This is a genomic window from Cohnella boryungensis, from assembly GCF_042651945.1.
Classification (GTDB): domain Bacteria; phylum Bacillota; class Bacilli; order Paenibacillales; family Paenibacillaceae; genus Cohnella; species Cohnella boryungensis.
Genome location: NZ_JBHSED010000074.1, coordinates 130,444 through 151,863, shown reverse-complemented (window position 1 = coordinate 151,863; position 21,420 = coordinate 130,444). Strand labels below are relative to the sequence as shown.

General features: G+C 53.1%; 27 protein-coding genes. 20 read left to right on the top strand and 7 right to left on the bottom strand.

Annotated elements, in window-relative coordinates:
• The first annotated feature begins 11 nt into the window (after positions 1–11).
• From ACFO1S_RS28075 to ACFO1S_RS28045, 7 genes are all read left to right on the top strand, one after another.
• Positions 12–467, top strand: coding sequence for a hypothetical protein (locus ACFO1S_RS28075; protein WP_204603055.1), 456 nt, complete (start codon positions 12–14; stop codon positions 465–467).
• A gap of 622 nt (positions 468–1,089) precedes the next feature.
• Positions 1,090–1,545 carry an NlpC/P60 family protein gene (locus ACFO1S_RS28070; RefSeq protein ID WP_204603053.1) on the top strand — a complete coding sequence of 152 codons (456 nt, stop codon included), beginning with the start codon at positions 1,090–1,092 and terminating at the stop codon, positions 1,543–1,545.
• Between the two features lie 179 nt (positions 1,546–1,724).
• A complete protein-coding gene (locus tag ACFO1S_RS28065) occupies positions 1,725–2,276 on the top strand; it encodes a nucleotidyltransferase family protein (RefSeq protein ID WP_204603052.1) in 552 nt (183 codons plus the stop codon).
• A gap of 32 nt (positions 2,277–2,308) precedes the next feature.
• A complete protein-coding gene (locus tag ACFO1S_RS28060) occupies positions 2,309–2,734 on the top strand; it encodes a GNAT family N-acetyltransferase (protein WP_204603051.1) in 426 nt (141 codons plus the stop codon).
• Positions 2,735–2,774: 40 nt separating this feature from the next.
• On the top strand, positions 2,775–3,230 hold the full coding sequence (locus ACFO1S_RS28055) for a GNAT family N-acetyltransferase (protein WP_204603050.1): 456 nt from the start codon (positions 2,775–2,777) through the stop codon (positions 3,228–3,230).
• 69 nt (positions 3,231–3,299) lie between these two features.
• Positions 3,300–3,752 carry an SRPBCC family protein gene (locus ACFO1S_RS28050; protein WP_204603049.1) on the top strand — a complete coding sequence of 151 codons (453 nt, stop codon included), beginning with the start codon at positions 3,300–3,302 and terminating at the stop codon, positions 3,750–3,752.
• Between the two features lie 14 nt (positions 3,753–3,766).
• Positions 3,767–4,702 carry an ADP-ribosylglycohydrolase family protein gene (locus tag ACFO1S_RS28045; protein WP_204603048.1) on the top strand — a complete coding sequence of 312 codons (936 nt, stop codon included), beginning with the start codon at positions 3,767–3,769 and terminating at the stop codon, positions 4,700–4,702.
• A gap of 205 nt (positions 4,703–4,907) precedes the next feature.
• Here the strand turns inward: ACFO1S_RS28045 and ACFO1S_RS28040 are convergent, their stop codons facing one another.
• The 4 genes from ACFO1S_RS28040 to ACFO1S_RS28025 are packed head-to-tail and all read right to left on the bottom strand — an operon-like array spanning position 4,908 to position 7,308.
• Positions 4,908–5,207 carry a metal-sulfur cluster assembly factor gene (locus tag ACFO1S_RS28040; protein ID WP_204603047.1) on the bottom strand — a complete coding sequence of 100 codons (300 nt, stop codon included), beginning with the start codon at positions 5,205–5,207 and terminating at the stop codon, positions 4,908–4,910.
• A gap of 31 nt (positions 5,208–5,238) precedes the next feature.
• Entirely contained in the window at positions 5,239–6,471 is a 1,233-nt protein-coding gene (locus ACFO1S_RS28035; protein ID WP_204603046.1) for a hypothetical protein, read from the bottom strand.
• A 13-nt stretch (positions 6,472–6,484) separates the two neighbouring features.
• Positions 6,485–7,036, bottom strand: coding sequence for a DUF2249 domain-containing protein (locus tag ACFO1S_RS28030; RefSeq protein WP_204603045.1), 552 nt, complete (start codon positions 7,034–7,036; stop codon positions 6,485–6,487).
• Positions 7,037–7,074: 38 nt separating this feature from the next.
• Entirely contained in the window at positions 7,075–7,308 is a 234-nt protein-coding gene (locus ACFO1S_RS28025) for a DUF2249 domain-containing protein (RefSeq protein ID WP_204603044.1), read from the bottom strand.
• Positions 7,309–7,643: 335 nt separating this feature from the next.
• Between ACFO1S_RS28025 and ric the strand changes: the two genes are divergently transcribed.
• Positions 7,644–8,360 carry an iron-sulfur cluster repair di-iron protein gene (ric, locus tag ACFO1S_RS28020; RefSeq protein WP_204603043.1) on the top strand — a complete coding sequence of 239 codons (717 nt, stop codon included), beginning with the start codon at positions 7,644–7,646 and terminating at the stop codon, positions 8,358–8,360.
• A gap of 20 nt (positions 8,361–8,380) precedes the next feature.
• On the opposite strand, the gene ACFO1S_RS28015 is transcribed toward ric, so the two are convergent.
• On the bottom strand, positions 8,381–9,076 hold the full coding sequence (locus ACFO1S_RS28015; protein ID WP_204603042.1) for a Crp/Fnr family transcriptional regulator: 696 nt from the start codon (positions 9,074–9,076) through the stop codon (positions 8,381–8,383).
• A gap of 159 nt (positions 9,077–9,235) precedes the next feature.
• Between ACFO1S_RS28015 and ACFO1S_RS28010 the strand changes: the two genes are divergently transcribed.
• Complete coding sequence (locus ACFO1S_RS28010; RefSeq protein WP_204603041.1) at positions 9,236–9,976, top strand: YwiC-like family protein; 741 nt, start codon at positions 9,236–9,238, stop codon at positions 9,974–9,976.
• 85 nt (positions 9,977–10,061) lie between these two features.
• Here ACFO1S_RS28010 and nrdD read toward each other — a convergent pair whose 3' ends face one another.
• Both nrdD and ACFO1S_RS28000 read right to left on the bottom strand, forming a co-directional pair.
• On the bottom strand, positions 10,062–11,993 hold the full coding sequence (gene nrdD, locus ACFO1S_RS28005; protein WP_204603040.1) for an anaerobic ribonucleoside-triphosphate reductase: 1,932 nt from the start codon (positions 11,991–11,993) through the stop codon (positions 10,062–10,064).
• 21 nt (positions 11,994–12,014) lie between these two features.
• A complete protein-coding gene (locus ACFO1S_RS28000; protein WP_204603039.1) occupies positions 12,015–12,689 on the bottom strand; it encodes a radical SAM protein in 675 nt (224 codons plus the stop codon).
• 357 nt (positions 12,690–13,046) lie between these two features.
• Between ACFO1S_RS28000 and ACFO1S_RS27995 the strand changes: the two genes are divergently transcribed.
• From ACFO1S_RS27995 to ACFO1S_RS27945, 11 genes are all read left to right on the top strand, one after another.
• A complete protein-coding gene (locus tag ACFO1S_RS27995) occupies positions 13,047–13,817 on the top strand; it encodes an alpha/beta fold hydrolase (protein WP_204603038.1) in 771 nt (256 codons plus the stop codon).
• A gap of 211 nt (positions 13,818–14,028) precedes the next feature.
• The gene (locus ACFO1S_RS27990) at positions 14,029–14,526 is read left to right on the top strand and encodes a hypothetical protein (protein WP_204603037.1); all 498 of its coding nucleotides are present in this window, start codon (positions 14,029–14,031) and stop codon (positions 14,524–14,526) included.
• A 166-nt stretch (positions 14,527–14,692) separates the two neighbouring features.
• Positions 14,693–14,932 carry a helix-hairpin-helix domain-containing protein gene (locus tag ACFO1S_RS27985; RefSeq protein WP_204603036.1) on the top strand — a complete coding sequence of 80 codons (240 nt, stop codon included), beginning with the start codon at positions 14,693–14,695 and terminating at the stop codon, positions 14,930–14,932.
• On the top strand, positions 14,922–15,479 hold the full coding sequence (locus ACFO1S_RS27980; protein ID WP_204603035.1) for a GNAT family N-acetyltransferase: 558 nt from the start codon (positions 14,922–14,924) through the stop codon (positions 15,477–15,479). The genes ACFO1S_RS27985 and ACFO1S_RS27980 overlap by 11 nt, the downstream gene beginning before the upstream one ends.
• Positions 15,480–15,518: 39 nt before the next feature.
• The gene (locus ACFO1S_RS27975; protein WP_204603034.1) at positions 15,519–15,905 is read left to right on the top strand and encodes a hypothetical protein; all 387 of its coding nucleotides are present in this window, start codon (positions 15,519–15,521) and stop codon (positions 15,903–15,905) included.
• A gap of 197 nt (positions 15,906–16,102) precedes the next feature.
• The gene (locus tag ACFO1S_RS27970) at positions 16,103–16,528 is read left to right on the top strand and encodes a GNAT family N-acetyltransferase (protein ID WP_204603033.1); all 426 of its coding nucleotides are present in this window, start codon (positions 16,103–16,105) and stop codon (positions 16,526–16,528) included.
• 190 nt (positions 16,529–16,718) lie between these two features.
• Positions 16,719–17,513 carry an ABC transporter ATP-binding protein gene (locus ACFO1S_RS27965; protein WP_204603032.1) on the top strand — a complete coding sequence of 265 codons (795 nt, stop codon included), beginning with the start codon at positions 16,719–16,721 and terminating at the stop codon, positions 17,511–17,513.
• Positions 17,514–17,651: 138 nt separating this feature from the next.
• Positions 17,652–17,963, top strand: coding sequence for a DUF4870 domain-containing protein (locus tag ACFO1S_RS27960; protein WP_204603031.1), 312 nt, complete (start codon positions 17,652–17,654; stop codon positions 17,961–17,963).
• Between the two features lie 103 nt (positions 17,964–18,066).
• The gene (locus ACFO1S_RS27955) at positions 18,067–18,882 is read left to right on the top strand and encodes a GNAT family N-acetyltransferase (protein ID WP_204603030.1); all 816 of its coding nucleotides are present in this window, start codon (positions 18,067–18,069) and stop codon (positions 18,880–18,882) included.
• 223 nt (positions 18,883–19,105) lie between these two features.
• Positions 19,106–19,618, top strand: a complete 513-nt coding sequence (locus ACFO1S_RS27950) for a hypothetical protein (RefSeq protein WP_378127997.1) — start codon at positions 19,106–19,108, stop codon at positions 19,616–19,618.
• 283 nt (positions 19,619–19,901) lie between these two features.
• The coding region (locus ACFO1S_RS27945) for a family 10 glycosylhydrolase (RefSeq protein ID WP_378127995.1) at positions 19,902–21,420 on the top strand (1,519 nt) is incomplete at its 3' end.

Genomic DNA, 21,420 nt, shown 5'->3' with positions numbered 1-21,420 from the left:
GGGCGATATAGATGAAAAGAATATCGATTCTGCTTCTATTCACCTTGCTAGCCGCTTGTCGAAACGAGGAGGAGCCGGTGTACAGATCAACGGAAGGCTGTCCTTATCAAGGAGCGATTGCCGAGCTTGCTTATCCGACGGCGGTTCCTTATGAAGCCGTTACGGACATCTGGCGGGCAAATAATTGGCAAACGGCGAATCCCGATGCGAGGAAGGGTACTTCTCTGACGGGCTTCATTGAAGGCGCTTTTGAACAATCCGGCTGGGTTGTGACGGAGGTCGCGGCAGCGGATAACAGAACGACCATACGCGTATGGGTCAATCAGGAATCCGATGAAGCGAAGCATAAGCAGCAGATGAGAAAGGCGGTAAAGCTGCTTGACGTCATGCGAATCCCTATCGAAGAAGCGTATGGGATATCGGGCACACGGCAAGAAAAGATGAATTTAGGCTGTATCGAGGATTAGAATTGAATTTACAAGAATCGGCCGATCAGAAGAGACTCGAATACGATATTCGGGTCTCTTGTCGTTTACGCGCAAAGGATAGCTGAGCACCCGCCCATTTGGTATTATGTGTATATCCAGCTACCAAGATGGAGAGGGTGACGTCTGATTGCTGTTTCCTTTTTGTTAGGCCTATTTTTTACCGGGTAACGATCCCGCCATTTAGCGAGGAGGAAGCCGCCCAATTTGATCAATTGTATGACCAAGCTATAAGGCAGCGCGGCTTGATCGAGTACGACAGTTCCTATCCGAAATTCCGCTTTTTACAATATCTATCCCTTCTCCAACAGACATTGTTTCACGGCTCCAACAATAACGAAATCGACGAATTCGAACCCCGACGGCAGACGCTGTATAATGGCCGATATGTGGATGCCGTGTTTGCCACGAACGACGGAATCCGGCCTTTTTTCTACGCTATCCTCAACAAAAGCAAGCTGATGGGAGACTTCAGGAACGACTGCTTGGCATTGAGCAAGAAGAAGCATCGCTATTATTTCTTTTCCTGTTACCTTTGACGAATGGATCTGCGAAGAACCGGTGTTCCCAAAAACGGAAAAAACAATAACCAAGGGGAAATGATATGACAGATAATTTGGATGCTTATATCGAACGCGCGATAGAATGGGCTAGCCGCAAACTGGATTCGACAGACTATAGGCTGCTCTGCCTGGCTTTTGTCGAGGATGCCTATGAGCAGGCCAACGGAATCGAAATGTTCGGCGGCAGCTCTGCCCAGGAATCGGCCGATCTGTATGGCGCAAGCCTGAACCGCGCTTCTCCGCCCAAAGGCTCGTTTGTCTTCTACAGCAGCTCCGGGGAAGTGGACGGCGAGATGAAATATTGGGGACACGTTGGATTATGCATCGGGAATGGCGAAGTCATCCACGCTTGGGATCGGGTCAGGATCAACCCTTATTTGGAGGTTGAGGAGCTAACGCCAGCGCCAGGATGGACGAAGCCTCAATATATAGGGTGGTCCCCGGTGGAGAGAATACTGGAAGGCTATCGCGTGAAGGATTGGAACGTCGAAGGCTAGCGGTTCTACGAATAGTTGGTACTATATGATTTCAGGAATACTCGTTTATCCTGCTTGTCGTGAAAGAGAAGAAAAAATTGCTCGTGTACACCCTTATTGCATTATTGACTGTAGTCTTGGTAACCATTCATCGGACTAGCTGTTCGCTGGCTGGTCAAAAGAAATCGAGAGGTAAGCAGATGAACTTAGAGGACGAGCTGCTCCGCATATTATCCAGTCGTCGGTCGCTTACAAGAGATTTAGAGCTTGTTCAATCGCTGCATTTGCCCAATTGGTGCATTGCCGCCGGTTATGTGAGGAATGCGGTTTGGGATGATCTGCACCATTACTCGGCAACAACTCCGTTAAACGACGTTGATGTTCTCTATTATGATACGTCCGATTCTACGGAAGAGCATGAAAAACGCTATGAAAGCCTTTTGAAAAAGCATCTGCACGAATACGATTGGTCTGTCAAAAATCAAGCAAGAATGCATCTCAGAAACGGCGAGAAGCAGTATGAGTCCGTAGAGGATGCGATGCGACGATGGCCTGAGACTGCAACGGCAGTAGGAGTAACGCTGGATAAGCAGGGTCTCGTCAGGGTCATCGCCCCTTGCGGGCTTGAAGATCTTTTTGGCTTGGCCGTTAGGCGGAGTCCATTGTTCAATGAATATGAGAAGTATAGACAAAGAGTGAGTCATAAAGACTGGATGAGAATATGGCCGCTGTTGACTCTTATCGACACTTGATCAAGAAGGAATTCCTTGCCCTGGAGGGAAATATGTCGAATTCTACAATTGTAATAAGCACCGAAGACGAAAGTCAGTATGTTCGCAGCAAGCTGAAAGAGTATAATGCGCAACATGTGCCTGACGAGATCAGAAGCCGATACGAAAGGATTAATCTTCATATTGCCAATGAGGAAGGCGACATTATCGCCGGTTTGATGAGCGTATTATGCTGGAATTGGGTTGAGGTCGAGATTTTATGGGTGGACGCGCAGCATCGTATTCATGGGTACGGATCCAAGCTATTGCAGGAAATTGAGCGAATCGCGCGAGCAAAGCAATGCTCCTTCCTGAAGCTGAATACGTTCAGCTTCCAAGCGCCAGATTTCTATAGGAAGCATGGCTTCGAGCTAATTGGGTTGTTCGACAATGCGCCTACGGGGCACAAGCATTATTATTTTAAGAAGGACCTGACGTAGAGAGACAAATACACCGACGGATAGGAGAAAGAACGCACATATGAAGCAGCTGCAAATCGTACAGGTAGCCTATGACCATACGGACCTAAGCCTCCTAATTCGTCAACTGGATGAGTATTTGTTGGAGAGGTATCCGGCGGACGAAGTGTTCGGTATAGACGATCCGAGCCAGGAGGACATTACCTTCCTCGTAGCCTATTCGGGCGGTCGGCCTGCAGGCTGCGGGGCAATACGGGAAATAGATCGTGATAGTACTGAGCTGAAGCGGTTTTTCGTGCATCATGACTATAGAAATCAAGGGATTGCCGAGGCAATCTTGTTGGAGCTCGAGTTCAAGGCGCGTAATCAAGGATATAAATGCATTAAGCTGGAAGCGGGGGAAGCCCAGCCGGAAGCGCTCAATTTCTATCGCAAGCATGGCTACTATCCTATCGATCGATTCGGCAAATACGCAGAATGCGCATCAAGCGTGTGCTTTGAGAAGCAACTCGGATAAGCGCCTACGCAACATGGGTTTTTCTGGAATCGATAGGCAAAACTGCTGTGAACGAGGAGGGGAGAGTCAATGGTCGTCATAAGGACGGAAGTCCACATTGCCGCTCCTATTGGGCTGTGCTTTCAGTTGGCGAGAAATTTGAAGGTCCATGCCGCAACGGTATGGGAGCGTACTCGCGAGTCGGCTTATTCGACAGGCCCTGTCGGGCTCGGTGAGAGGGTGACCTTCGAGGCGACGCATTTCTTCATTCGTCAGAAGCTCGTCTCGGTAGTTACGGAGTATAACGAGCCTTACAGCTTTACGGACGAGATGGAATCGGGAGCCTTCAAGCGCCTGAGGCACACACATGAATTCGAGGAATCCGGCGGCGGCACGATCATGAGGGATACGTTAGCCTTTCAAGCGCCATTCGGCTTGCTGGGACGTTTGGCCGAGAAGCTTGTATTAAGGAGGTACATGACTCGATTTCTGGAGCATAGAAACAACGAACTGAAAAAAATTATAGAGCGATACGAGACTTGAGGGGGAGGGAAAGAATGAGTGCAGTACAAGCTGCAATATTAGGTTTATGTGTCGGCGATGCGTTAGGGGTTCCCGTTGAATTCCGCAGCAGAGAGGCGCTTCAGTTAAACCCGGTAACCGAGATGCTTGGATATGGCTCGCACTCACAACCTATCGGCACTTGGTCGGATGACAGCTCCTTAACCTTTTGTCTTATGGAAAGCTTAATCGAGTGTAAGGATATCAACTTGTTTGATATAGCGGGGAAGTTTACGGAGTGGCTTTGGCGGGGCTATTGGACGCCTCACGGGAAGGTTTTTGATGTTGGAGCCGCTACTGCTAGAACGATAGAGCGAGTGAATGATGAGTTTATTAGACCGGATTTGGCTGGAGGCAAGGATGAGTACAGCAACGGCAATGGATCTTTAATGAGAATTTTGCCGTTGGCCTTTTACCTATTCGATAAGCCTCTAGAGGCTAGAGTGAGAACGGTTACGGAAGTATCATCGATTACCCATGGACATCGGACTTCCATAATCTCTTGCATGATCTATGTTGAGGTCGCCATTTGTATGCTGCAAGGAATCAGCCTTCCGGAGGCTCTCCTTAGAGTAGGGAAAACCATGGGTCAATTGCATTTCCCATCGCGGGATTTAATTCGATTTAACCGAATATTTTCTAGGGATTTTTCTTCGTCGAGTAAAGAGGAAATCCATTCCTCGGGCTACGTCGTTCATACGTTAGAAGCGAGTATTTGGAGTCTGCTGACTTCGGAGAGCTATGCCGAGGCCGTGCTGAAAGCTGTCAATCTGGGGGAAGACACCGACACCACCGGGGCTGTAACTGGAGGTCTGGCAGGCCTGCAATATGGCTTAGGACAGATTCCCGCCGACTGGATGGAGCAGTTAGTCAGATTGAGCGATGTCATGGAGCTGTGTTCCAAATTCGAACGACAGTTTTACTATTCCTGAAAGGATAAGGAGAAACGCAAATGAGCCATCCGTATTCGTTCGTGCGAGGAGGCGGCCTGGTCTATCTGGGACCCCCAAGATACGATGAAAGAGTCTTTTGTCGAGAGCTAGGAGCCGAGAGACAACAACGCGCCCGATGAAATGTCGGAGCGCGTTGTTGCTGTTTGCCTTACCTGATTGTTGCTGCTCCATCGCTATATGGCGACTAGAAGTAACCCAGTGAGCTCCTGGCCGCCTCGGACATTCGTTCAGGCGTCCACTTGGGCTCCCAGACGAGATCGACGTCAACCTTGGCTTTGTCGGTATTTTCGATCAGCGTCCATTTCACTGCGCCTACAATTGTATCGTGGAGGGGACAGCCAGGCGTCGTTAACGTCATGACGACGCGAATGCGATCCGGCTCTTCATACACCTCGTACACCAGTCCGAGATCTACGATATTTACGCCGAGCTCGGGATCGTAGACGTCCTTTAACAGCTCGCGAAGCTGCTGCGATTGAGCCATAACCCGTTTCACTCCTTCTTGAGAGATTGGACTATCGAGTAAATACAAGGCCGATTATAGCCATGTAAGCGATAGAGAACAGCGATAAGATCGTACCGGACAGGGAGATCAGCGTTGACGAGCCGATGGCTAAGCCCGCGAGAAGAGCAAGGCTTGCGAGCCCAATGGCGGCCAGTCCGATGCGCACCTTTTTCTCATCCAGAAGATGCGCCATAAGCGGAGTTCCCGGCTTTCCCGCCTGCTTGCCGTACTTGTGCGTCCACCAGAGAAAAGGAACAATTTTGGATGCGTAGCTGAGGATAGTGAACGAAACCCAACCGCCCAAATACAGCCAGCCGGCAACTGTGATGGGGCCGGAGTTCAGCATTCGATCCGGGTACAGACATGCATAGACCAGCATAAGCGTCAGCATGCAGGCGAAGGCCTGGTTCGCGTACACAGACGCTTGAATTCCTGATCCGGGATGGCGCTTATGCCGCTTCCTCTTAATTTGCAGCAGATGAACATTGTAGAGCAGGACGGCAGCGACAAGCATAAGCAGGGCTAGCCTCAGAAGAATTGCGTTGCTGTCGATGAAGAACGAGAGCGCTCCTGCAAGAACGGATGCGTTCCATAACAGAAGCACGACGGTTTGCAGCTTCTCCGGATAGTCGTGCGCAAGATAGAACATCGGCAGCATCTTGTAGCTGAAGCCGGTAATCAGCAAGCCGAACCACCCGATCGTCCCCATCCAGATGTGCGCCCCGAACAAGCTCTCGTGAGCGTCCAGCATCCATCCGCCAGCGAAGTTAAGCCCCATGCCCATCCCGGTGAGTCCGGTCAGTACCAGGTAAAGCACCGAGCATGCGGCGCTAATCGTGACCGGATTCCAAGCGCGTGCCCGGATTAAGGTGACGCCGATATTCCAGCCGAACAGCAGGATTCCGATGAGTAAGAGCCCAGCCGAGCCGGCAATCCAATAGATCTCCCCGTCCATGAAGCCGTACAGCAGACCGCACAGGCCGATAGTAAAGCAGACATAATTGACGTAGCCCAGCCGTTCGCTATAGATAGCGGATTGCGTAATTACGTTAATTAGTTGATAGACGGCCCCCATAGCCAGGGAGGTTGCCCATCCGAGAACGAACAAATGGGCATGGAACCAGCCGCCGGGGCTGCGCAGCTCCTCTCCGAGCCATCCGGTCAAGGACGACAGGGAGGCGATCTGGAACAGCACGAATCCGATAATCCCCGTAAGGATAAAGAAAAAGGGGAGACGGGACATCGTTCTCGCCTCCTTACGTCTTTTGAATTTTGACCTTTGCCGAACCGTCCGGCTGTTCCTCTACCGCGTAAGCGTATCCCAGACTATGAAGCTCTTCAATAAGGAACATGGGCACGCGATCGTTATGGATGTGCACTTCGTCCCCCGACCGGCAGCGCTCCAATGCGGCCAACGTCCGTATCATCGGTTTGGGAGGCTCCAGTCCGCGGTTGTCCAAGACGACGGTTTTTGCTTCTTCAGTGTCCGAAGAGAGAGCCGGTTCGGCCGGCTCCTCCAAGACCGTTGCCTCCTCCTCGATGGAGGGCGCATTAAGCCAATGCTTGTTCTTCTTGTTGACGAAGGTGGATACCCAGTGATCGGCGCTGATCTGCTCCGCTTTGCCTGCGAAGCCTTTAAGCTTAAGCACGCCGAACAGCGGCGTCGGCTTGAAGGTAGCATGAAGGACGAACAGATCGTCCTTGCCCAACCCCTTCACCGCATCCATAATTAATTGAAAGGGCTCCAGCTTCTTGCGAAGATGGGGTCTGACGTCCAGCTCGACGACGTGAGCGGCTTTCTCGTTCATCCTGCATCATCTCCTTGCTCTCCTGCTTCGCCCGCACGTTATACCTTCCCGATTCTCACCTGAAAAAAGAGAGGGCCTTGCTCGATGTAGTCCCAAGTGAACTTGCCGGGATGTACGGAATCGAACTGGTACCTCAGCGGCACGGGATCGTGGTCGTTCTGCAGAAGCATCGCTTCGTTCGGCTTTAAGGCTTCGAAGGTTTCGAAGATGACCTTGTGCTTCAGCTGAGGCGGATATTCGGTGGCATTAACGGTAGCTGCGAATGTGCTCATCGTTCCTTCCTCCTAGGAGTGAAGTGCTTACAACTTCGATTATAGAGGAGCACAAGCGCAAGGTTTGTGACAGAAATCACAATCATCCCGGTTTTCAAAGAGAGAGGTCATCATCCTGTTGTCTGCGGAATATGTCCATTTTATGAAATGGACGAGTATTAAAGCATAAATATCGGGATCGAGTGATCAGCGTCACAGGACGGTTCCTCAATAGCGGTTAGATTCAGCATAAGCCATTCCGAATAAGACCGGGGCTTCACGAGCGATATTCATTCGAGACAGCGAAGACTCCGGTAGACTGCCAAGATCGAATCTAACCCAGGAGGTTGATCAAGATGGTACAACGGTTCAGCGGAGAAGAGAAGATAGGCGCAATCGTCGCCGAGTATCCGGGAGCGAGCAATTTGTTCAAGGAAGTGCGAATCGATTTCTGTTGCGGAGGGGATCGCAGCCTTGCGGAGGCCGTCCATCTGAAAAAGCTGGATGAGCAAGACATCCTGAAGCGGCTCAATGACGGTTATCAAGAGATGAAAAAACGGGCGGAGCAGGAGGAGACAGACTGGCGGGAAGTGCCGATTGCCGAACTGGTCGATTACATCGTACATCGTCACCATGGCTATTTGCGTCAGGAGCTGCCGCTGCTTAGCGAATTTGTCACGAAGATATTGCGGGTTCACGGAGAGGGACACGCCGAGCTGGCGGAATTGCACAGATTGTTTCATCAAATGAAAATCGAGCTGGACCAGCATCTGATCGAGGAGGAAGAAAGACTGTTCCCGCTGCTGAAGCAATGGGAAGAGGAGCCTTCGGCAGAGCAGAGGGAACGAATGGTCAAGGCGCTTGACGGCCTGGAGGACGATCATAGCGCGGTAGGGGAGCTGCTCAAGGATATGAGAGCCGCCACGAACGGTTATGCGCTGCCCGCTGAAGCCTGTCGGACGTACACGATCGCCTTCCGCAAGCTGGACGAGCTGGAATCGGATCTCTTCCAGCACATTCATCTCGAGAATAACATCCTGTTCCCGCGCGTCTTAAAGCTGTCCGCGTCCTGAGCCATTGCGCGGTTATCGCCTTATTTCGTTTCCCGCTGCCGCTTCAAGGCTTCAAGATCGATAATTACGATGCGATTACGGTCTACCTTAAGCAAATTCTCCTTGCTTAGCTGGTTCAACACCCGGTTGATCGTTTCGCGGGTGGTGCCGACCGAGTTGGCGAACTCCTGGTGGGTCATCGGCAGGTTGATCGTAATAATGCTTTCCGTCATTTTGCCATGCTGCTCGGCCAATTGAAGCAGGAACGACAGCACGCGATGCCGCGCATCCTGGCCGGACAACACCTGGAGCTTCTCCTGAAGCTCGCGGATTTTATCTCCCATCACGCGCATCATCTTGATCGCGATGGACGGATGACTCATCATCAGGCGCTCGAACAAGCGGACCGGAATCGCCAATAGACGGGAGTTCACGATCGTTTCGGCCGTCGCCGGATAGGGGTTCTGATTGAAAAAGCCGGTATGCGGAAACATGTCGCCGCTCTTGAGGAAGGAAACGATCTGCTCGTGCCCGTGTTCATCCGTCTTGTAGGTTTTGACCAATCCGTCCTGAATGAAGTAGACGGCTTCCTTCTCGCTTCCTTCGGCAAAAACAATCGTTTTTTTGGGAGCGGGACGAGATAAGCAGATTTCTTCCACTCGTGCCAGCTCCTGATCGTTAAGATCGTGGAATAGGGGCACCTGACGCAGAAAGACAAGCGTTTTTTCCCTGTTCATTGAATTCCTCCTTGCGTTAGTGATGGCTTGGAGAGTATCGCTGCGCTAATTTCTATTTTACTTGATTTCGCCGTGCATTTGGCTGCGAAGCGACAAGCTTTTCAACAGAATGATGAATCCTTGTCGCCCTAGAATTGCGAAGGAAAGGCTGAGACGGCGATGAAAAGGAGAAGCGTTGTCATCCCTCATGAGCATGGCGGCTGGGCGATGATCAGCGTGCCGTATGCGTTCGGAATGATGGCCGGAACCCCGCAGTGGGCGCATGCCTGGTTGTTCCTGGCCTGGCTGTTCTTTTACTTATCTTCCTATCCGTTGCTTCAATCGTTTAAGAGATCGGCAAGCCGGGGGCATCTGCTTCGTTGGAGCGCGATCTACGGAATGGCTGCATTAGGCTGCTTAATTCCGGCGCTGCTTGTGCGGCCGGAGCTGATCTGGTTCGGAATTCCGCTCCTGGCGCTGCTGCCGATCAATCTGGCGTATGCCAGACGCAGAGCGGAGAGAGCCATTGCGAACGACCTTTGCGCCATCCTGATCTTCTCTCTGGGCGGAGCGGCGGCTTACTTGCTCGGCGGCGGGGCGTGGGACGGTACGATGGCCGTAGTTGTTTTGTTCAGCCTTATGCATTTTACAGGCAGCGCATTTTTCGTCAAAACCGTATTTCGCGAGAGAATGAGTCCCCGGTGGTTGGCGTCAGCCCGCATCTATCATATTGTTATTCTGGCGGTGCCGGCTCTGATCGGCTATCCGTGGATGACGTTGGCTTTTGTTTATTCAACGACGCGGACATTCCTGTATGGGGGCAAGATGATCCGTCCCTGGAAGGCGGGAATCATCGAGATTGCAGGCGCGCTGCAATTTCTGCTGCTGGCGATCGGCCTGCTGCAATTTCATCCGTCCTAGGCACGGAAGGCAGACGGATTGGGTAAGGGGCTCATCGCTCATCCGATTAAGCGGAATGAGCGAGAGCCCCTTCTTTGCGATGCGGTTATTCGGACAGCGATTCCTCTTTAAGCCGCTTGCGGGTGCTCCAATCGAACCTTCTTGCTTTGCTCCAGAAATTGAACTCGCCCGTATAATAGCCGTCGGAGTCGACTTGCAGCTTTTTGCGGGCAATCATCTTGACGTAGCCGATGACTCTGCTGAAAGTCGCGATATCGTCGCTGTCGCAGACCGGACAGGTCGTGACATTGCGGCCGTCCTCGGCCAAGAGCTGCTGGCCGCAGCACAGACAGCTCGTCAACGTCGGCGTAAGGGTAATATATTGAATCGGTTTGTCGAAAATGCTCCTTAAGTACTTCGCCAGCCGCTCGGGAGGAAGCTTGCTCTCCAGAAAGTGATGCAGGATGCTGCCGGAGGTGGCATAGGCCTGAAACTCCGCGCTGTTCTCGACTTGCCGGAGGAAATCCTCCTCGCTGAAGGGCAGCATGCAGCCGGATGTCAGATAGACGTTCTCCCCGGAGCCCTGGACATAGATGTCGCGATTGCGGCCTTTCGCCCATTTGATATCGTGTCGGGCCAGCTTGATGGCGGCATTCTCGCCCGGAGCGTATTCAATTCCGCAAGCAACCCGGTCCCGGACGATGAAGGCGTTGATCTTCTCCGTCATCCATTGCATGATTTTGTGGGCGAATTGCTTGCCCGCCGCGTTGTTCATGCCGCCGGGATAGCCGCAATTGATCAGGCCCTCGTGCATGCCGGCAACGCCGAAGACGTTAAAATAGTTGGACAAATCCCGGTTCAACGCGAAGAAGGTCGGGTAGAGCTCCTTGTTCCGTTCAATCCACTGGCGCTTGGCCATATGGCCCTCCTGCATGACATCCAACAATTGTTCGAGCTTGGCGAAAAGCAACTCCTCGTCGTGGGCGTATTCCATCAACACGCGATTCATGTTCAGATTCAGCACTTGCACGGCTCCGGTGGACCCGGTGGAGCTGCCGAATATTCCGCTGCCTACCCGCGACAGCACGGTAAGATCGATTTGCAGCCGGCAGCACAGACTGCGGCTTACTTCCGGATCACGCGGCTTCAGGTAGGGATTGAGCTTGCGATACCGCTCGTTCAGGAACGGCTCCGTTCGGAAGTTTTCGAAGTATACGCCTCCCCAGCGGTACATCCCGTCCAGAAGCTCCAGGAACAGAGGGTTATCGTAGTCGAAGCCGTCGTCGATCGGTACGGTCATCAGCGGGAAGGTAAACGGAATTCCCGTTCCGGTGCCCTTCTTCATCACCTCGATAATGGCGTGATTAATGCGGTCGAAATAAGCGGCAGGAATGTCGCGGTAACGCAGCTCTAGCGGTTTGCCGCCGATAATGACCAGCTCGTCCTTGATTTCGTCAGAGGGCTTGCCGAACTCCAGCGTGATGTTCGTAAAAGCAGACTGCGAGCCGCCGCGAAGCGGCATATTCATCTCCCATATCAAGCTTTGAAACCATTGCTCCAGCTCCTCGTCATCGATCAGGCGGCTATGGAGCGTTTCCTCCGCATAGAGGTAGGAAGCGGCGATCGTTGTCAATTGCGAGAGCATTACGGCGCCGGACACCTGCTGAGAGAGGAGCACGACGATGTTGCTGAAATGGCGCAGCAGCGTTTCGAGCTTGCGGGTCGGCCGGGAGGACATCATGTTTTTGGCCAACGTTGGAATGCCTTCGGCAGCAATGTCCTTGCAGGCCACGCTCATGCAGTAGGGGCTGAGCTGTTTGTCGTGAATATAGATGACGCCTTCTCTGTACAGCTCATGCAGGCGAGAGGGCAATACCGTTTCCAGCAAGTACTTTTCTTCCGAGAAGTTGGTCAGATTATGTCTCAGCAGAGGCAGCGAGAAGACGAAGTTGCTGTTTTCCCGTTTCAGATAGTCGGCTTGCTTCGTCTCCGAAGCGGAAGTGAAGGTGCGAATAATTTCCATGGCGTCGCGAAACATGACATTCCTCCGTTCAATAGGTTAAGCGTTGGCTGGCTGTGGCGGATAATAGGGATTCAGATAATAGGGGACCGTGCTGCCGTGTCTGATGTTCAATTCGTTGACGTACAGTCGAATGTGCTCGAAATATTCCTCGCTTAACAACGGATACCGTACCGTCCGGATCTGGCTGACCTTGCTGTCGTGCCGAATTACCGCCTCTACGGATTCCAGCATGGCCTGACGGTATTTCCGGGAGGGAGCAATGCCGATAATCGCGCGATACACCTCGGCATCCTCCACCGGATCAAGACAATGGTAGGGCAGCTTCATGTCCAGATGAACGCCGTCAATCAGCCCTTCGTCGAGCAAGCATTGCATTTTGCGCGGAAAGGTGCCGTTTGTATACACGATGATCGGTCCGGCGAACAACGCTTTGACGCGCTTGAGGAAAGAGCGGATTTCCGTCATATCGTTCATCAGAAACTCGCCGCCGCTCAGCAGCAAGGCGTCGAACAGCTGATGCCCCTCCCGAAGGCGCTCCAGCACTTGCGCGGCGGTGAGATGACGGCCGTCCGGCTTGGCGTCGATCAATTCCGACGCATTGTGGCAGCCGAAGCACCGCATGTTGCATCCGCTCCAGCAATGAATAAGCAAGGAGACATAACCGGGCAAATCATCGAAGGTCCGAATGAAGCGCGGATAAAATACGAGCATACCAACCTCCTTGCAGCCCAAGCGATCAGGCCTTTCAAAGATAGAAGTACTACATTTAGACGACAAAATGAATATTAATACAATATATTGTTTCTATGCTGTGATAGAAATCACAAACTAAACAAGATTGCCAAACGAATACGCACTTATGAACATCAGAGGGGGAGGGATGACTTTACTACGAGGGGTCTTTTCCCTCTCGGTAAGGAGTAGGAAGCGGTGAAGGACTTATACCTCCGGTCAATGAGCCCAGAACCAGAGGAAGACTTGAACAATCCTGCGGTAAATGAGATCATTTAAACATCATTCGCAGGCTTGTTCGCTGCTTAATTCAAGGTGGGGATATCGATAGAACCGATGATCAGAGAGTCGGGCAACCCGGATGCTCCGCTGCTTGTGTTTGTGCACGGTGGGGGCGTGGCCAGCTGGATGTGGGAAAGGCAGCTGGCCTACTTTAACCATTATCATTGCTTAGCGCTCGATCTGCCCGGCCACGGACAGAGGATCGGCGAGTCCTTCTCGATCAGGGACAGCGCATGCGAGCTTCTCGAACTTATTCAAGCGAAGGGCAAGGGCAAGAAGATTATTTTGACGGGCTTTTCTTTAGGCGCCCAGGTCGCCATTCAAATGCTGGGACAGGATAGCGAAACGATTGATTATGCGGTCATTAACAGCGCGCTGACGAAGCCCCTTCCCGCCGCAAGCAGAATGATTGGACCGACGGTCAAGCTAACCTCATGGCTGGCGAGAAAGCGTTGGTTCTCGAAGCTGCAGGCCAATCAGTTGTACATCGGAGACGAGCTGTTCGCGCGATACTACGAGCATTCCCTCGGTATGGAGCCGGATACCTTGGTTCAAGTTCTGCAAGAGAACATGTCCTTTGCGATTCCCGAAGGTTATCGGCATTCGAAAGCCCGCATTCTGGTTACCGTCGGGGAGAAGGAAAGGAAAATCATGAGAGAATCGGCCTTCGATCTTGTAAGAGCGCGACCGGATAGCAGGGGGATCGTCATCCCCGGCGTCGGGCATGGCTTGTCGCTTTCCCGGCCGGATTTGTTCAATCGCATTCTGGAGGCGTGGTGCACAGAAGAGGAGCTGCCGGATGGGTTGCCCCAGATTCAGGGCTGAACTGTGAAGACATGCGTCATCCACCGATTTTCCGCGACCAGAAGAATTTGGAGCATCCGACATTAACGTATGAAATCGCTAATGCGGAGGCGAGCTATGCGCGATAGCTGCAGGTCGGTCCGGTTCCGAAGGGGACTAAACTCGTGAAGGAACGAAATACGGTATACTGGGTGGAGTTTCGGATGAAGCAGGATGAGCGGAGGACTTTCCCATGTTCGAGAAGAAGCGCCATATCCATATCGATGCGGAGGGCTGGATAGACGATTTTGAGGATGCCCAGGTATGCGCCGTCGTTACCTTTCCCGACTCCACACGCTGGTTATCCAATTTCTACACGGCGAAGTGCATCGAGTCGATCCGGCAGGATTACCGGAGGACCGGGAGCTGCCTGAACGGAGCCTATTGGTGCGGTTCGTCTCCGGTCATCATCGTGGACAAGGTCAGCCGCGAGCGGGTCGAGCAGGTCGTGGACGAATTAATCGAGAAGGACGAATTCCGCTACCTGTTCGAATATTTCGGTGAAGTGGAGGAGCGGGAACGGGAGCGTTACCCGTCGGATTTTTTCCGCCAGGAAGCCTTCATCGATCCGTCCTACGTGTATCGTCACGCCAATCTTCTGAAGCAGATGCTGGACCGTGCGGACGACGAGGTCAAGGCGACGATCAGGAGAGAGGGGTTAGGTGAGGCGGCAAACCGAGAAGACATATAGAACATGCCGCAGCGGCGCTTTCGTGTACGAACGCGAAGGCGCTTTTTCCGTATTCTTCGCGAAACAACTGGATAAACAGCTCTGTACAGTGTAATTTAGAAGAGATGAAGCGGACCAATGACAGATGGATCATAAGCGAATATCGCAACGAAAGGAAGGGATCGCCATGAGTCCGAGCAAGCTGCACCACGGCGAGTTTCCAGCGGGTTTGTCGCAGCCCTCTCTTCGGGCGCTGGCCGGCGCCGGAATTGTAAGCCTGGAGCAGGTCGCCAAGCTGGGTGAAGCGAAGCTGCTGCAAATGCACGGCGTCGGCCCCAAGACGATCAGGCAGCTTAGGGAGGCGCTGGAAGCCCGAGGCTTATCCTTCTCCGGCCAGCGTGAAGGTGAGGCATTCGATGAAACCTAAAGAATACATGACGGACAGGCTGAGATTAAGCGTCGCAGACGAGAGCGACGAGAATCGGATCACGGAGTACGTCGTGCGTAATCGCGCCTTTCTGGCCGCGTGGGAGCCGAGCAGATCGCCCGACTACTATACGCCGAACAGACAGAAGGAACTGATCCAGTTCGATCAGGAATGCATGGAGCAAGGTCAACTGTTTAAAGTCTGGCTGTCGCCCTTGCTGCAGCCGGAGCTGATCATCGGCTCCGTAGCCTTGAGCAACATCGTCAGGGGTGCTTTCTTATCCTGCCATATGGGTTATCGTCTGGATGAAAAATGGCTGAACAAAGGATATATGACGGAGGCGCTTGAGAAGGTCGTGTCTGTGGCCTGGCATGAGCTGGGCCTGCATCGCATTGAAGCGAATATCATGCCCCGGAACGCGGCTTCCTTGCGATTGACAGAGAAGCTGGGCTTTCAACGGGAAGGCCTGGCTCGACAATACTTGAAAATCAACGGCAAGTGGGAGGACCACGTTCATATGACGATTCTTAACGAAGACATGGACTAGTTCTTCGGCGGATTGCCGAGTTACGCAGGAGGAGAAACGATGCTCCGAAACGGGAGAACCATTGTCAGCAAGCTGCTTGGCGGCTTTGCCGCATCCGCCATTTTTGCTCTGTACCTCATAGCCTCATTCGAGGTTGACGGCGAGCTGTTTCTCTATTTTCCCGCTCTTTTTATCGTGTTCGCTGTTGTCTTATTTGTCGCGTTTCCGATTTCCTTGCTGACGGATAAGGTCGCGGCTTCAAGCGCCAACGGAATCTTAGCCTTCCTGATTTATGTGCTGCTGGGAGCCGCGGCATACGGAGCGGCGGTCTTTGCCCTGAGGATAAACGCTGGACTGGCGGGTTACGGTCTGGCTCTTCATTATCTCTTCTGCGCGCTGGATTATGTTTTTTCGCGTCTAGAGCGCAAGAAGCTGTTGGGGCTTTGAGCACGGAACGGAGCCGGGCCGATTTCAATTCGGAAGGGTGAGATGATCACCAAATCCGAAGGCTCGACACGCGAAGTGATCGTCGTGTTCAAGAGACGGCGCGACTGACCGGAGCGGGGTTCAATGGCAGGGTCGGATTGGCGAAGCTGTCTGATTTGCGGACGGTTGTTAGATTACAAGAAATGGAAGTGTTGGGCATGTTCATAGAGATGACGAATAGATGGGATGATCCGTTGCTGAGGGATTTGCTGCAATACAGCATCTACTCGGACGCGGAGAACGTAGAGGATACAATTGCAGCCTACATGGCCGGGAACGGACGGAGCCTTTACGGTTATGAAGAGGAGGGGGAGTTGATCGGCATTGTGGGATTCGCCATGAACGGGACCGGCGAATTGAAGATCGAGCATCTTGCCGTCGAACCCGATTTTCGGGGCTTAGGGTACGGGAGAGGGCTCGTGCTGGAAGCGCTCGACAAGAAAAAGCCGGCTCTCTTGACCGCCGAAACGGATGAAGACGCCGTAAACTTCTATCGCAGCATCGGCTTCGAGATCGAAAGCCTCGGCGAGCTTTGTCCGGGAGTGGAACGATTTAAGTGCATCTACACGGTTGATTCGGAGTAACGGCTGATGCGGGTATTTCTATCGCTGCGGCACTGCCGGGCCAGAAGCGCGAAGCTTGCGAAAGCCGCCTTCCGGCCCGTTTCTGTGCAGAAGCAGGGATTGCCGCGCCGCTTCTGCCCATGGTATGATACGAATCATTAAACATCAGATGATATGACCTTAGATCAAACCGGATGGAGGAGCGGCGAGGATGTCTTCGCAAGTGATTAAGCTGCAAGAAATAAGCTGGAAGCGGGAAGGAAAACCCATTATCGAGCGCATGGAGTGGAGTGTAACGAAAGGGGAGCACTGGGCGTTGCTGGGCTTGAACGGCTCCGGCAAGACGACGCTTCTCAACATGATTAACGGATATATCTGGCCCACTTCCGGACAGGTAGAGGTGCTGGGGGAAACGTTCGGAAGCACGGACCTGAGAGAGCTGCGCAAAAAAATCGGATGGGTCAGCTCTTCTCTTCAGGAGAAGCTCTATGCGACGGATAAAACCCAATACGTCGTCATTAGCGGCAAGCATGCCTCTATCGGCCTCTATGAGACGCCGACAGAAGAAGACTTCCGTCAGGCGGCTTCGCTGATGGAGCAGCTGTCATGCTCGCATTTGTACGACAGGGCTTATCAAACCTGCTCTCAGGGAGAGAAGCAGAAGCTGCTGATCGCGCGCGCCTTGATGGCCTCCCCGGAGCTGCTGATTCTGGATGAAGCGACGAACGGACTGGATTTCCTATCCAGAGAGAGCCTGCTGGCGAGTATCAGCGAGCTGGCGAAGCGGTCGAATGCGCCCACGATGCTGTTCGTCACGCATCATATCGAGGAGATTCTTCCCGTGTTCTCCAGATCGCTGCTCATCCGACGGGGTCAGATATTCGCTCAGGGCTTGTCCCGAGAGGTGCTGACCAGCGAGCATCTGTCGGAATTTTTCGAGACGGCCGTGCAGGTCGATTGGCGCAGCGAGCGGGCATGGCTTTCGTTGAACGACCGGAAAGCCTAACCTGTTGACCTTTTGGGCACATGGACAGTGAAAAATCAGGCGCGCAGGACCAAAAATGTGACTTTAGCCACTAGCGGCATGTCATAATTTGGATTAGTTTAAGAACAGGAAAAATTAATTTAATGAGGTGTTAGTCGAATGCATTCCAGCGAATCCGACATTCAACAGAATAAGGGCATGGCCATTGTCGCTTATATTTTATTTTTCGTTCCGTTGCTGGCCGCCAAGGAGTCGCCGTATGCGCAATATCATGCGAGGCAGGGATTGAATCTCTTCCTGCTGGCGCTGGCGGTCAATATTGTTCTCGGAATTCTTCCGTTTATCGGATGGATTTTGCTGCCTTTCGCCAATCTTGGCGTACTCGGGCTTATGATTATCGGAATCCTTGCCGCAGTCAACGGTCAGACGAAGCCGTTGCCATTGATCGGGAACTATCAAATTTTGAAATAGGTCCAGGAAAAATCAGCTCTCAACTCCGACTGGAGGATGGGGGCTTTTCTTTATTATTAGGCTACAATTAATCTTGGAAAGCGATGAGGGAGGTTGAGTGACGATGCGGCGAGCGGCGACTTCGTTGGCTCTGGTCGATGAGCTTGAACGTTGCGAGATCGAGAGCATGGCGGATCGAATGACCGCGATTCAGGAGAGAACGGGGAATCCCGAAGGCGTCGAAATCGCCAAAGTTGGCGGAGTCACCTGCTTCTACAGCCAGACGATGCCCTGGCCTGCCTTCAACACGGTCAAAGGTCTTAGAAACGAGGGCGAGGCCGAGCTTGCGGCAATCGTCGACTTCTATCGCGAAAGAGAAAGAAAACCGCAATTCGAGCTGGTCCCCGGACTGGCCGATCCGCTGCTCATGCGGCGGCTGTCCGGACTGGGCTTCGGGCAGACAGGTTTTCACGCTACCCTGTACGCGGATCTGTCCGAAGCCTTCGAAGAATCGAATGCGCCGGGTTCGATCTACATTCGCGAGCTTGACGAGGACGAGTACACGTTGTACGGAACTCTGCATTGCAGAGGAAGCGGCCTACCGGACAACGGAATTGCGCCTGTCGCCGCGAACAATCGCGTATTGCACGGAAGAGCGGGCTGGAAGCTCTATCTGGCCTTATGGGAAGACGAGCCGGCGGGCGTGGGGGTAATGCGAAGCGATGGCCGAAGCGCGGTGTTTACTTTTGCCGCGACCTTGCCCGAACATCGCGGCAAAGGCATTCATCGGGAGCTGCTGCTGCACAGAATGCGCCAGGCAAAGCTGCAGGGCTGCCGATTCGCGGTCAGCCAGTGCGCGTTTCAATCGCAAAGTCATCGCAACATGGAGCAGACAGGGATGAGGATCGGATACGTCCGGGCGTCCTGGGGCGAGTTATGAAGACGGAAGTGTACAATCCAAAGAGAATTTTCATAAACGCAGACAAGCTATCCCAGACTAAAAGCGCGGGGTCTGCAATACCTTGACATAAGAGAAGTATTTTCTATGAGAAAATTTTAATTTTCGGGCGGGAAAGCTGTAACTTTCCGTTTCGTTCAAACGTCTAATGGCTATAGGAAAGTAAAGGCTGCGGTTACGGGCCCCTGAAGGAGAGATTGCGATTATGGTCAACAAAATGCTTATCAGCTTAGTCGCCGTGCTGTTCGGAATGATGTCATTCGGCTTTATATCGGCGAACGACGGCGATTATACGCCCGTTCCGCAAAGCCCGGACACACGAGTCGCTTATCTCGGTCAAATCGTTCAGGAGAACGGCAGCCTTATGCTGGATGCGGATTTTATCGAGTGGTACGAAGGGGAAGCCGCCGATCGGGTATTTCGCGAACAGGAGCAGGATCCTGAAATGACGGAAGCTCCGGATGGCTATTATATTGTAAATCCGGACAACACGATCGAGAAGCTGCCGGTAGCCGCGGACGCGAAGGTGTTCATGCAGCTATACAACCGCACGGGCGACCCTGCGGAAGCGGACATTCGATGGAACGAACAGATCAGTCTGGATAAATTCAGAGCTCTTCTCGCAGAGGACGGAGAGCTGGATATCAAGCAGTTCCCCTATCATCTGACGATGGAGAACGGCGTCATTACGAAGATCGTTCAGCAATACGTGCCTTGACGGGCGAGTGCTGAAGGGATGATCGAAGAGCAGAGAGGGCCGGCTTCCGGGCGATCGGGAGCGGCCCTTTTTGCGTGGACTGAAGGGGATTTGCTAATCTTCGGGGCAGTTGTCGAGCAGCGATCAGGCAGGCTGCAGCTCGCATTTGCAGACGAAGCTCCCGTATTGATTGGCGGTCTGAAACGAGGTTTGCATCTCACATGCAACTCTTGGCAATTGTTCACGTCTAACTATATACAATGTTCTAAGCGACATGAGTCTAGCTTATCCGGAGGATGAAAGAATGCTTTCTCGTTTTTATCGCAGCGCGCTCTTCTTGCTCAGCCTGCTGCTGCTCGTTCCGCTTGCCGGTCATTCCGCGTCTGCGGCTCCTGCAACGGCCATCAGCATCTATCTGAACGGCAACAAACTGATTACCGACGTTCCGCCCTACATCATTCCCAAGCTTAATGTAACGATGGTTCCGCTAAGCGTCATCAGCAAGAACCTTGGAGCGAACGTATCCTGGTCGCAGAAGGACAAGACGGCTACGATCCGTCACGAAGGCCTGGTGCTCAGCATGACGATCGGCCAGAAGTACGCGCTGTCTGGCGGTCAGCGCGTCGAGCTGGAGACAAGCGTACAGGCGATCAACGGGCGCGTTATGGTTCCGCTCCGGTTCGTCGGCAATCAGATGAGCCTGGATGTAAGCTGGCATCAATCCGCGCAGACCATTATGCTTCAGACAAAGGATGGAAACGCCGACACTTCCTTGAAGGGCGTATGGGTATCCAGCGTCTACAATTTGGACTGGCCGTCGAAAGCCTCCAACGGTAAAGCCGAAGTCCAGAGGCAAGAATATGCGCAAATGCTGGACGAGCTGCAGGGAATGGGGCTGAACGCCGTCTTCGTGCAGGTGCGGCCTTCCGCCGACGCTCTGTACCCTTCGCAGCTTGTGCCTTGGTCCAGCTACCTGACAGGCAAGCAGGGGGGCGATCCCGGCTACGACCCGCTGGCCTTCATGATCGAGGAGACGCACAGGCGAGGCATGGAATTTCACGCCTGGTTCAACCCGTTCCGGGCGACGGTGGACGCGAAGACGGACGGTCTCGCCGCGAATCACGTCGCGAAGACCCATCCGGAATGGATTGTGGATTCCGGCGGCAAGAAGTATATCAATCCGGGCATACCGGAGGCTCGCCAGCATATCGTGGATGCCGTGCTCGAAGTCGTCCGGGGCTATGACATCGACGGCGTGCATCTCGACGATTACTTCTATCCGTCGGGCGGGGTCTTCCCGGACGATGCCGCGTTCGCCGCCTATAATCCGTCCCAAATCGGCAATAAAGCGGATTGGCGAAGGGACAACATCGACCAGTTCGTCAAGCTGCTGGGAGAGTCCATTCACCGAGAGAAACCGCAATTGCAATTTGGAATCAGTCCGTTCGGCGTATGGCGCAATCAGTCGGTCGATCCGACGGGCTCGGATACGCAAGCAGGCGTGACTGCGTACGACAGCATGTACGCCGATGTGCGCACCTGGATCAAGCAGGAATGGATTGACTATGTGGCGCCGCAGATCTACTGGAGCCTGTCGTTCAAGGTCGCACAGTACGACAAGCTGGTGGAATGGTGGGCCGGCGAGGTGCGAGGAACGAACGTGAAGCTGCTGATCGGCCATGCTCCTTACAAGCTGGGCACGAAGGAAGCCGGCTGGAGTACTGCGCAGGAAATCATCGATCAGTTGAACTACAATGTGAACGTATTGGAAGTCAAAGGAGACATCTTCTTCAGCGCCAAGGATTTGCGGAAAAATCCGCTCG

What these genes read in the sequence shown, in the direction of transcription:
- ACFO1S_RS28075 (WP_204603055.1), top strand. Translation starts at nt 12, where the DNA reads ATGAAAAGAATATCGATTCTGCTTCTATTCACCTTGCTAGCCGCTTGT.
- ACFO1S_RS28070 (WP_204603053.1), top strand. Translation starts at nt 1,090, where the DNA reads ATGACAGATAATTTGGATGCTTATATCGAACGCGCGATAGAATGGGCT.
- ACFO1S_RS28065 (WP_204603052.1), top strand. Translation starts at nt 1,725, where the DNA reads ATGAACTTAGAGGACGAGCTGCTCCGCATATTATCCAGTCGTCGGTCG.
- ACFO1S_RS28060 (WP_204603051.1), top strand. Translation starts at nt 2,309, where the DNA reads ATGTCGAATTCTACAATTGTAATAAGCACCGAAGACGAAAGTCAGTAT.
- ACFO1S_RS28055 (WP_204603050.1), top strand. Translation starts at nt 2,775, where the DNA reads ATGAAGCAGCTGCAAATCGTACAGGTAGCCTATGACCATACGGACCTA.
- ACFO1S_RS28050 (WP_204603049.1), top strand. Translation starts at nt 3,300, where the DNA reads ATGGTCGTCATAAGGACGGAAGTCCACATTGCCGCTCCTATTGGGCTG.
- ACFO1S_RS28045 (WP_204603048.1), top strand. Translation starts at nt 3,767, where the DNA reads ATGAGTGCAGTACAAGCTGCAATATTAGGTTTATGTGTCGGCGATGCG.
- ACFO1S_RS28040 (WP_204603047.1), bottom strand. Translation starts at nt 5,207, where the DNA reads ATGGCTCAATCGCAGCAGCTTCGCGAGCTGTTAAAGGACGTCTACGAT.
- ACFO1S_RS28035 (WP_204603046.1), bottom strand. Translation starts at nt 6,471, where the DNA reads ATGTCCCGTCTCCCCTTTTTCTTTATCCTTACGGGGATTATCGGATTC.
- ACFO1S_RS28030 (WP_204603045.1), bottom strand. Translation starts at nt 7,036, where the DNA reads ATGAACGAGAAAGCCGCTCACGTCGTCGAGCTGGACGTCAGACCCCAT.
- ACFO1S_RS28025 (WP_204603044.1), bottom strand. Translation starts at nt 7,308, where the DNA reads ATGAGCACATTCGCAGCTACCGTTAATGCCACCGAATATCCGCCTCAG.
- ric (WP_204603043.1), top strand. Translation starts at nt 7,644, where the DNA reads ATGGTACAACGGTTCAGCGGAGAAGAGAAGATAGGCGCAATCGTCGCC.
- ACFO1S_RS28015 (WP_204603042.1), bottom strand. Translation starts at nt 9,076, where the DNA reads ATGAACAGGGAAAAAACGCTTGTCTTTCTGCGTCAGGTGCCCCTATTC.
- ACFO1S_RS28010 (WP_204603041.1), top strand. Translation starts at nt 9,236, where the DNA reads ATGAAAAGGAGAAGCGTTGTCATCCCTCATGAGCATGGCGGCTGGGCG.
- nrdD (WP_204603040.1), bottom strand. Translation starts at nt 11,993, where the DNA reads ATGTTTCGCGACGCCATGGAAATTATTCGCACCTTCACTTCCGCTTCG.
- ACFO1S_RS28000 (WP_204603039.1), bottom strand. Translation starts at nt 12,689, where the DNA reads ATGCTCGTATTTTATCCGCGCTTCATTCGGACCTTCGATGATTTGCCC.
- ACFO1S_RS27995 (WP_204603038.1), top strand. Translation starts at nt 13,047, where the DNA reads ATGATCAGAGAGTCGGGCAACCCGGATGCTCCGCTGCTTGTGTTTGTG.
- ACFO1S_RS27990 (WP_204603037.1), top strand. Translation starts at nt 14,029, where the DNA reads ATGTTCGAGAAGAAGCGCCATATCCATATCGATGCGGAGGGCTGGATA.
- ACFO1S_RS27985 (WP_204603036.1), top strand. Translation starts at nt 14,693, where the DNA reads ATGAGTCCGAGCAAGCTGCACCACGGCGAGTTTCCAGCGGGTTTGTCG.
- ACFO1S_RS27980 (WP_204603035.1), top strand. Translation starts at nt 14,922, where the DNA reads ATGAAACCTAAAGAATACATGACGGACAGGCTGAGATTAAGCGTCGCA.
- ACFO1S_RS27975 (WP_204603034.1), top strand. Translation starts at nt 15,519, where the DNA reads ATGCTCCGAAACGGGAGAACCATTGTCAGCAAGCTGCTTGGCGGCTTT.
- ACFO1S_RS27970 (WP_204603033.1), top strand. Translation starts at nt 16,103, where the DNA reads ATGTTCATAGAGATGACGAATAGATGGGATGATCCGTTGCTGAGGGAT.
- ACFO1S_RS27965 (WP_204603032.1), top strand. Translation starts at nt 16,719, where the DNA reads ATGTCTTCGCAAGTGATTAAGCTGCAAGAAATAAGCTGGAAGCGGGAA.
- ACFO1S_RS27960 (WP_204603031.1), top strand. Translation starts at nt 17,652, where the DNA reads ATGCATTCCAGCGAATCCGACATTCAACAGAATAAGGGCATGGCCATT.
- ACFO1S_RS27955 (WP_204603030.1), top strand. Translation starts at nt 18,067, where the DNA reads ATGCGGCGAGCGGCGACTTCGTTGGCTCTGGTCGATGAGCTTGAACGT.
- ACFO1S_RS27950 (WP_378127997.1), top strand. Translation starts at nt 19,106, where the DNA reads ATGGTCAACAAAATGCTTATCAGCTTAGTCGCCGTGCTGTTCGGAATG.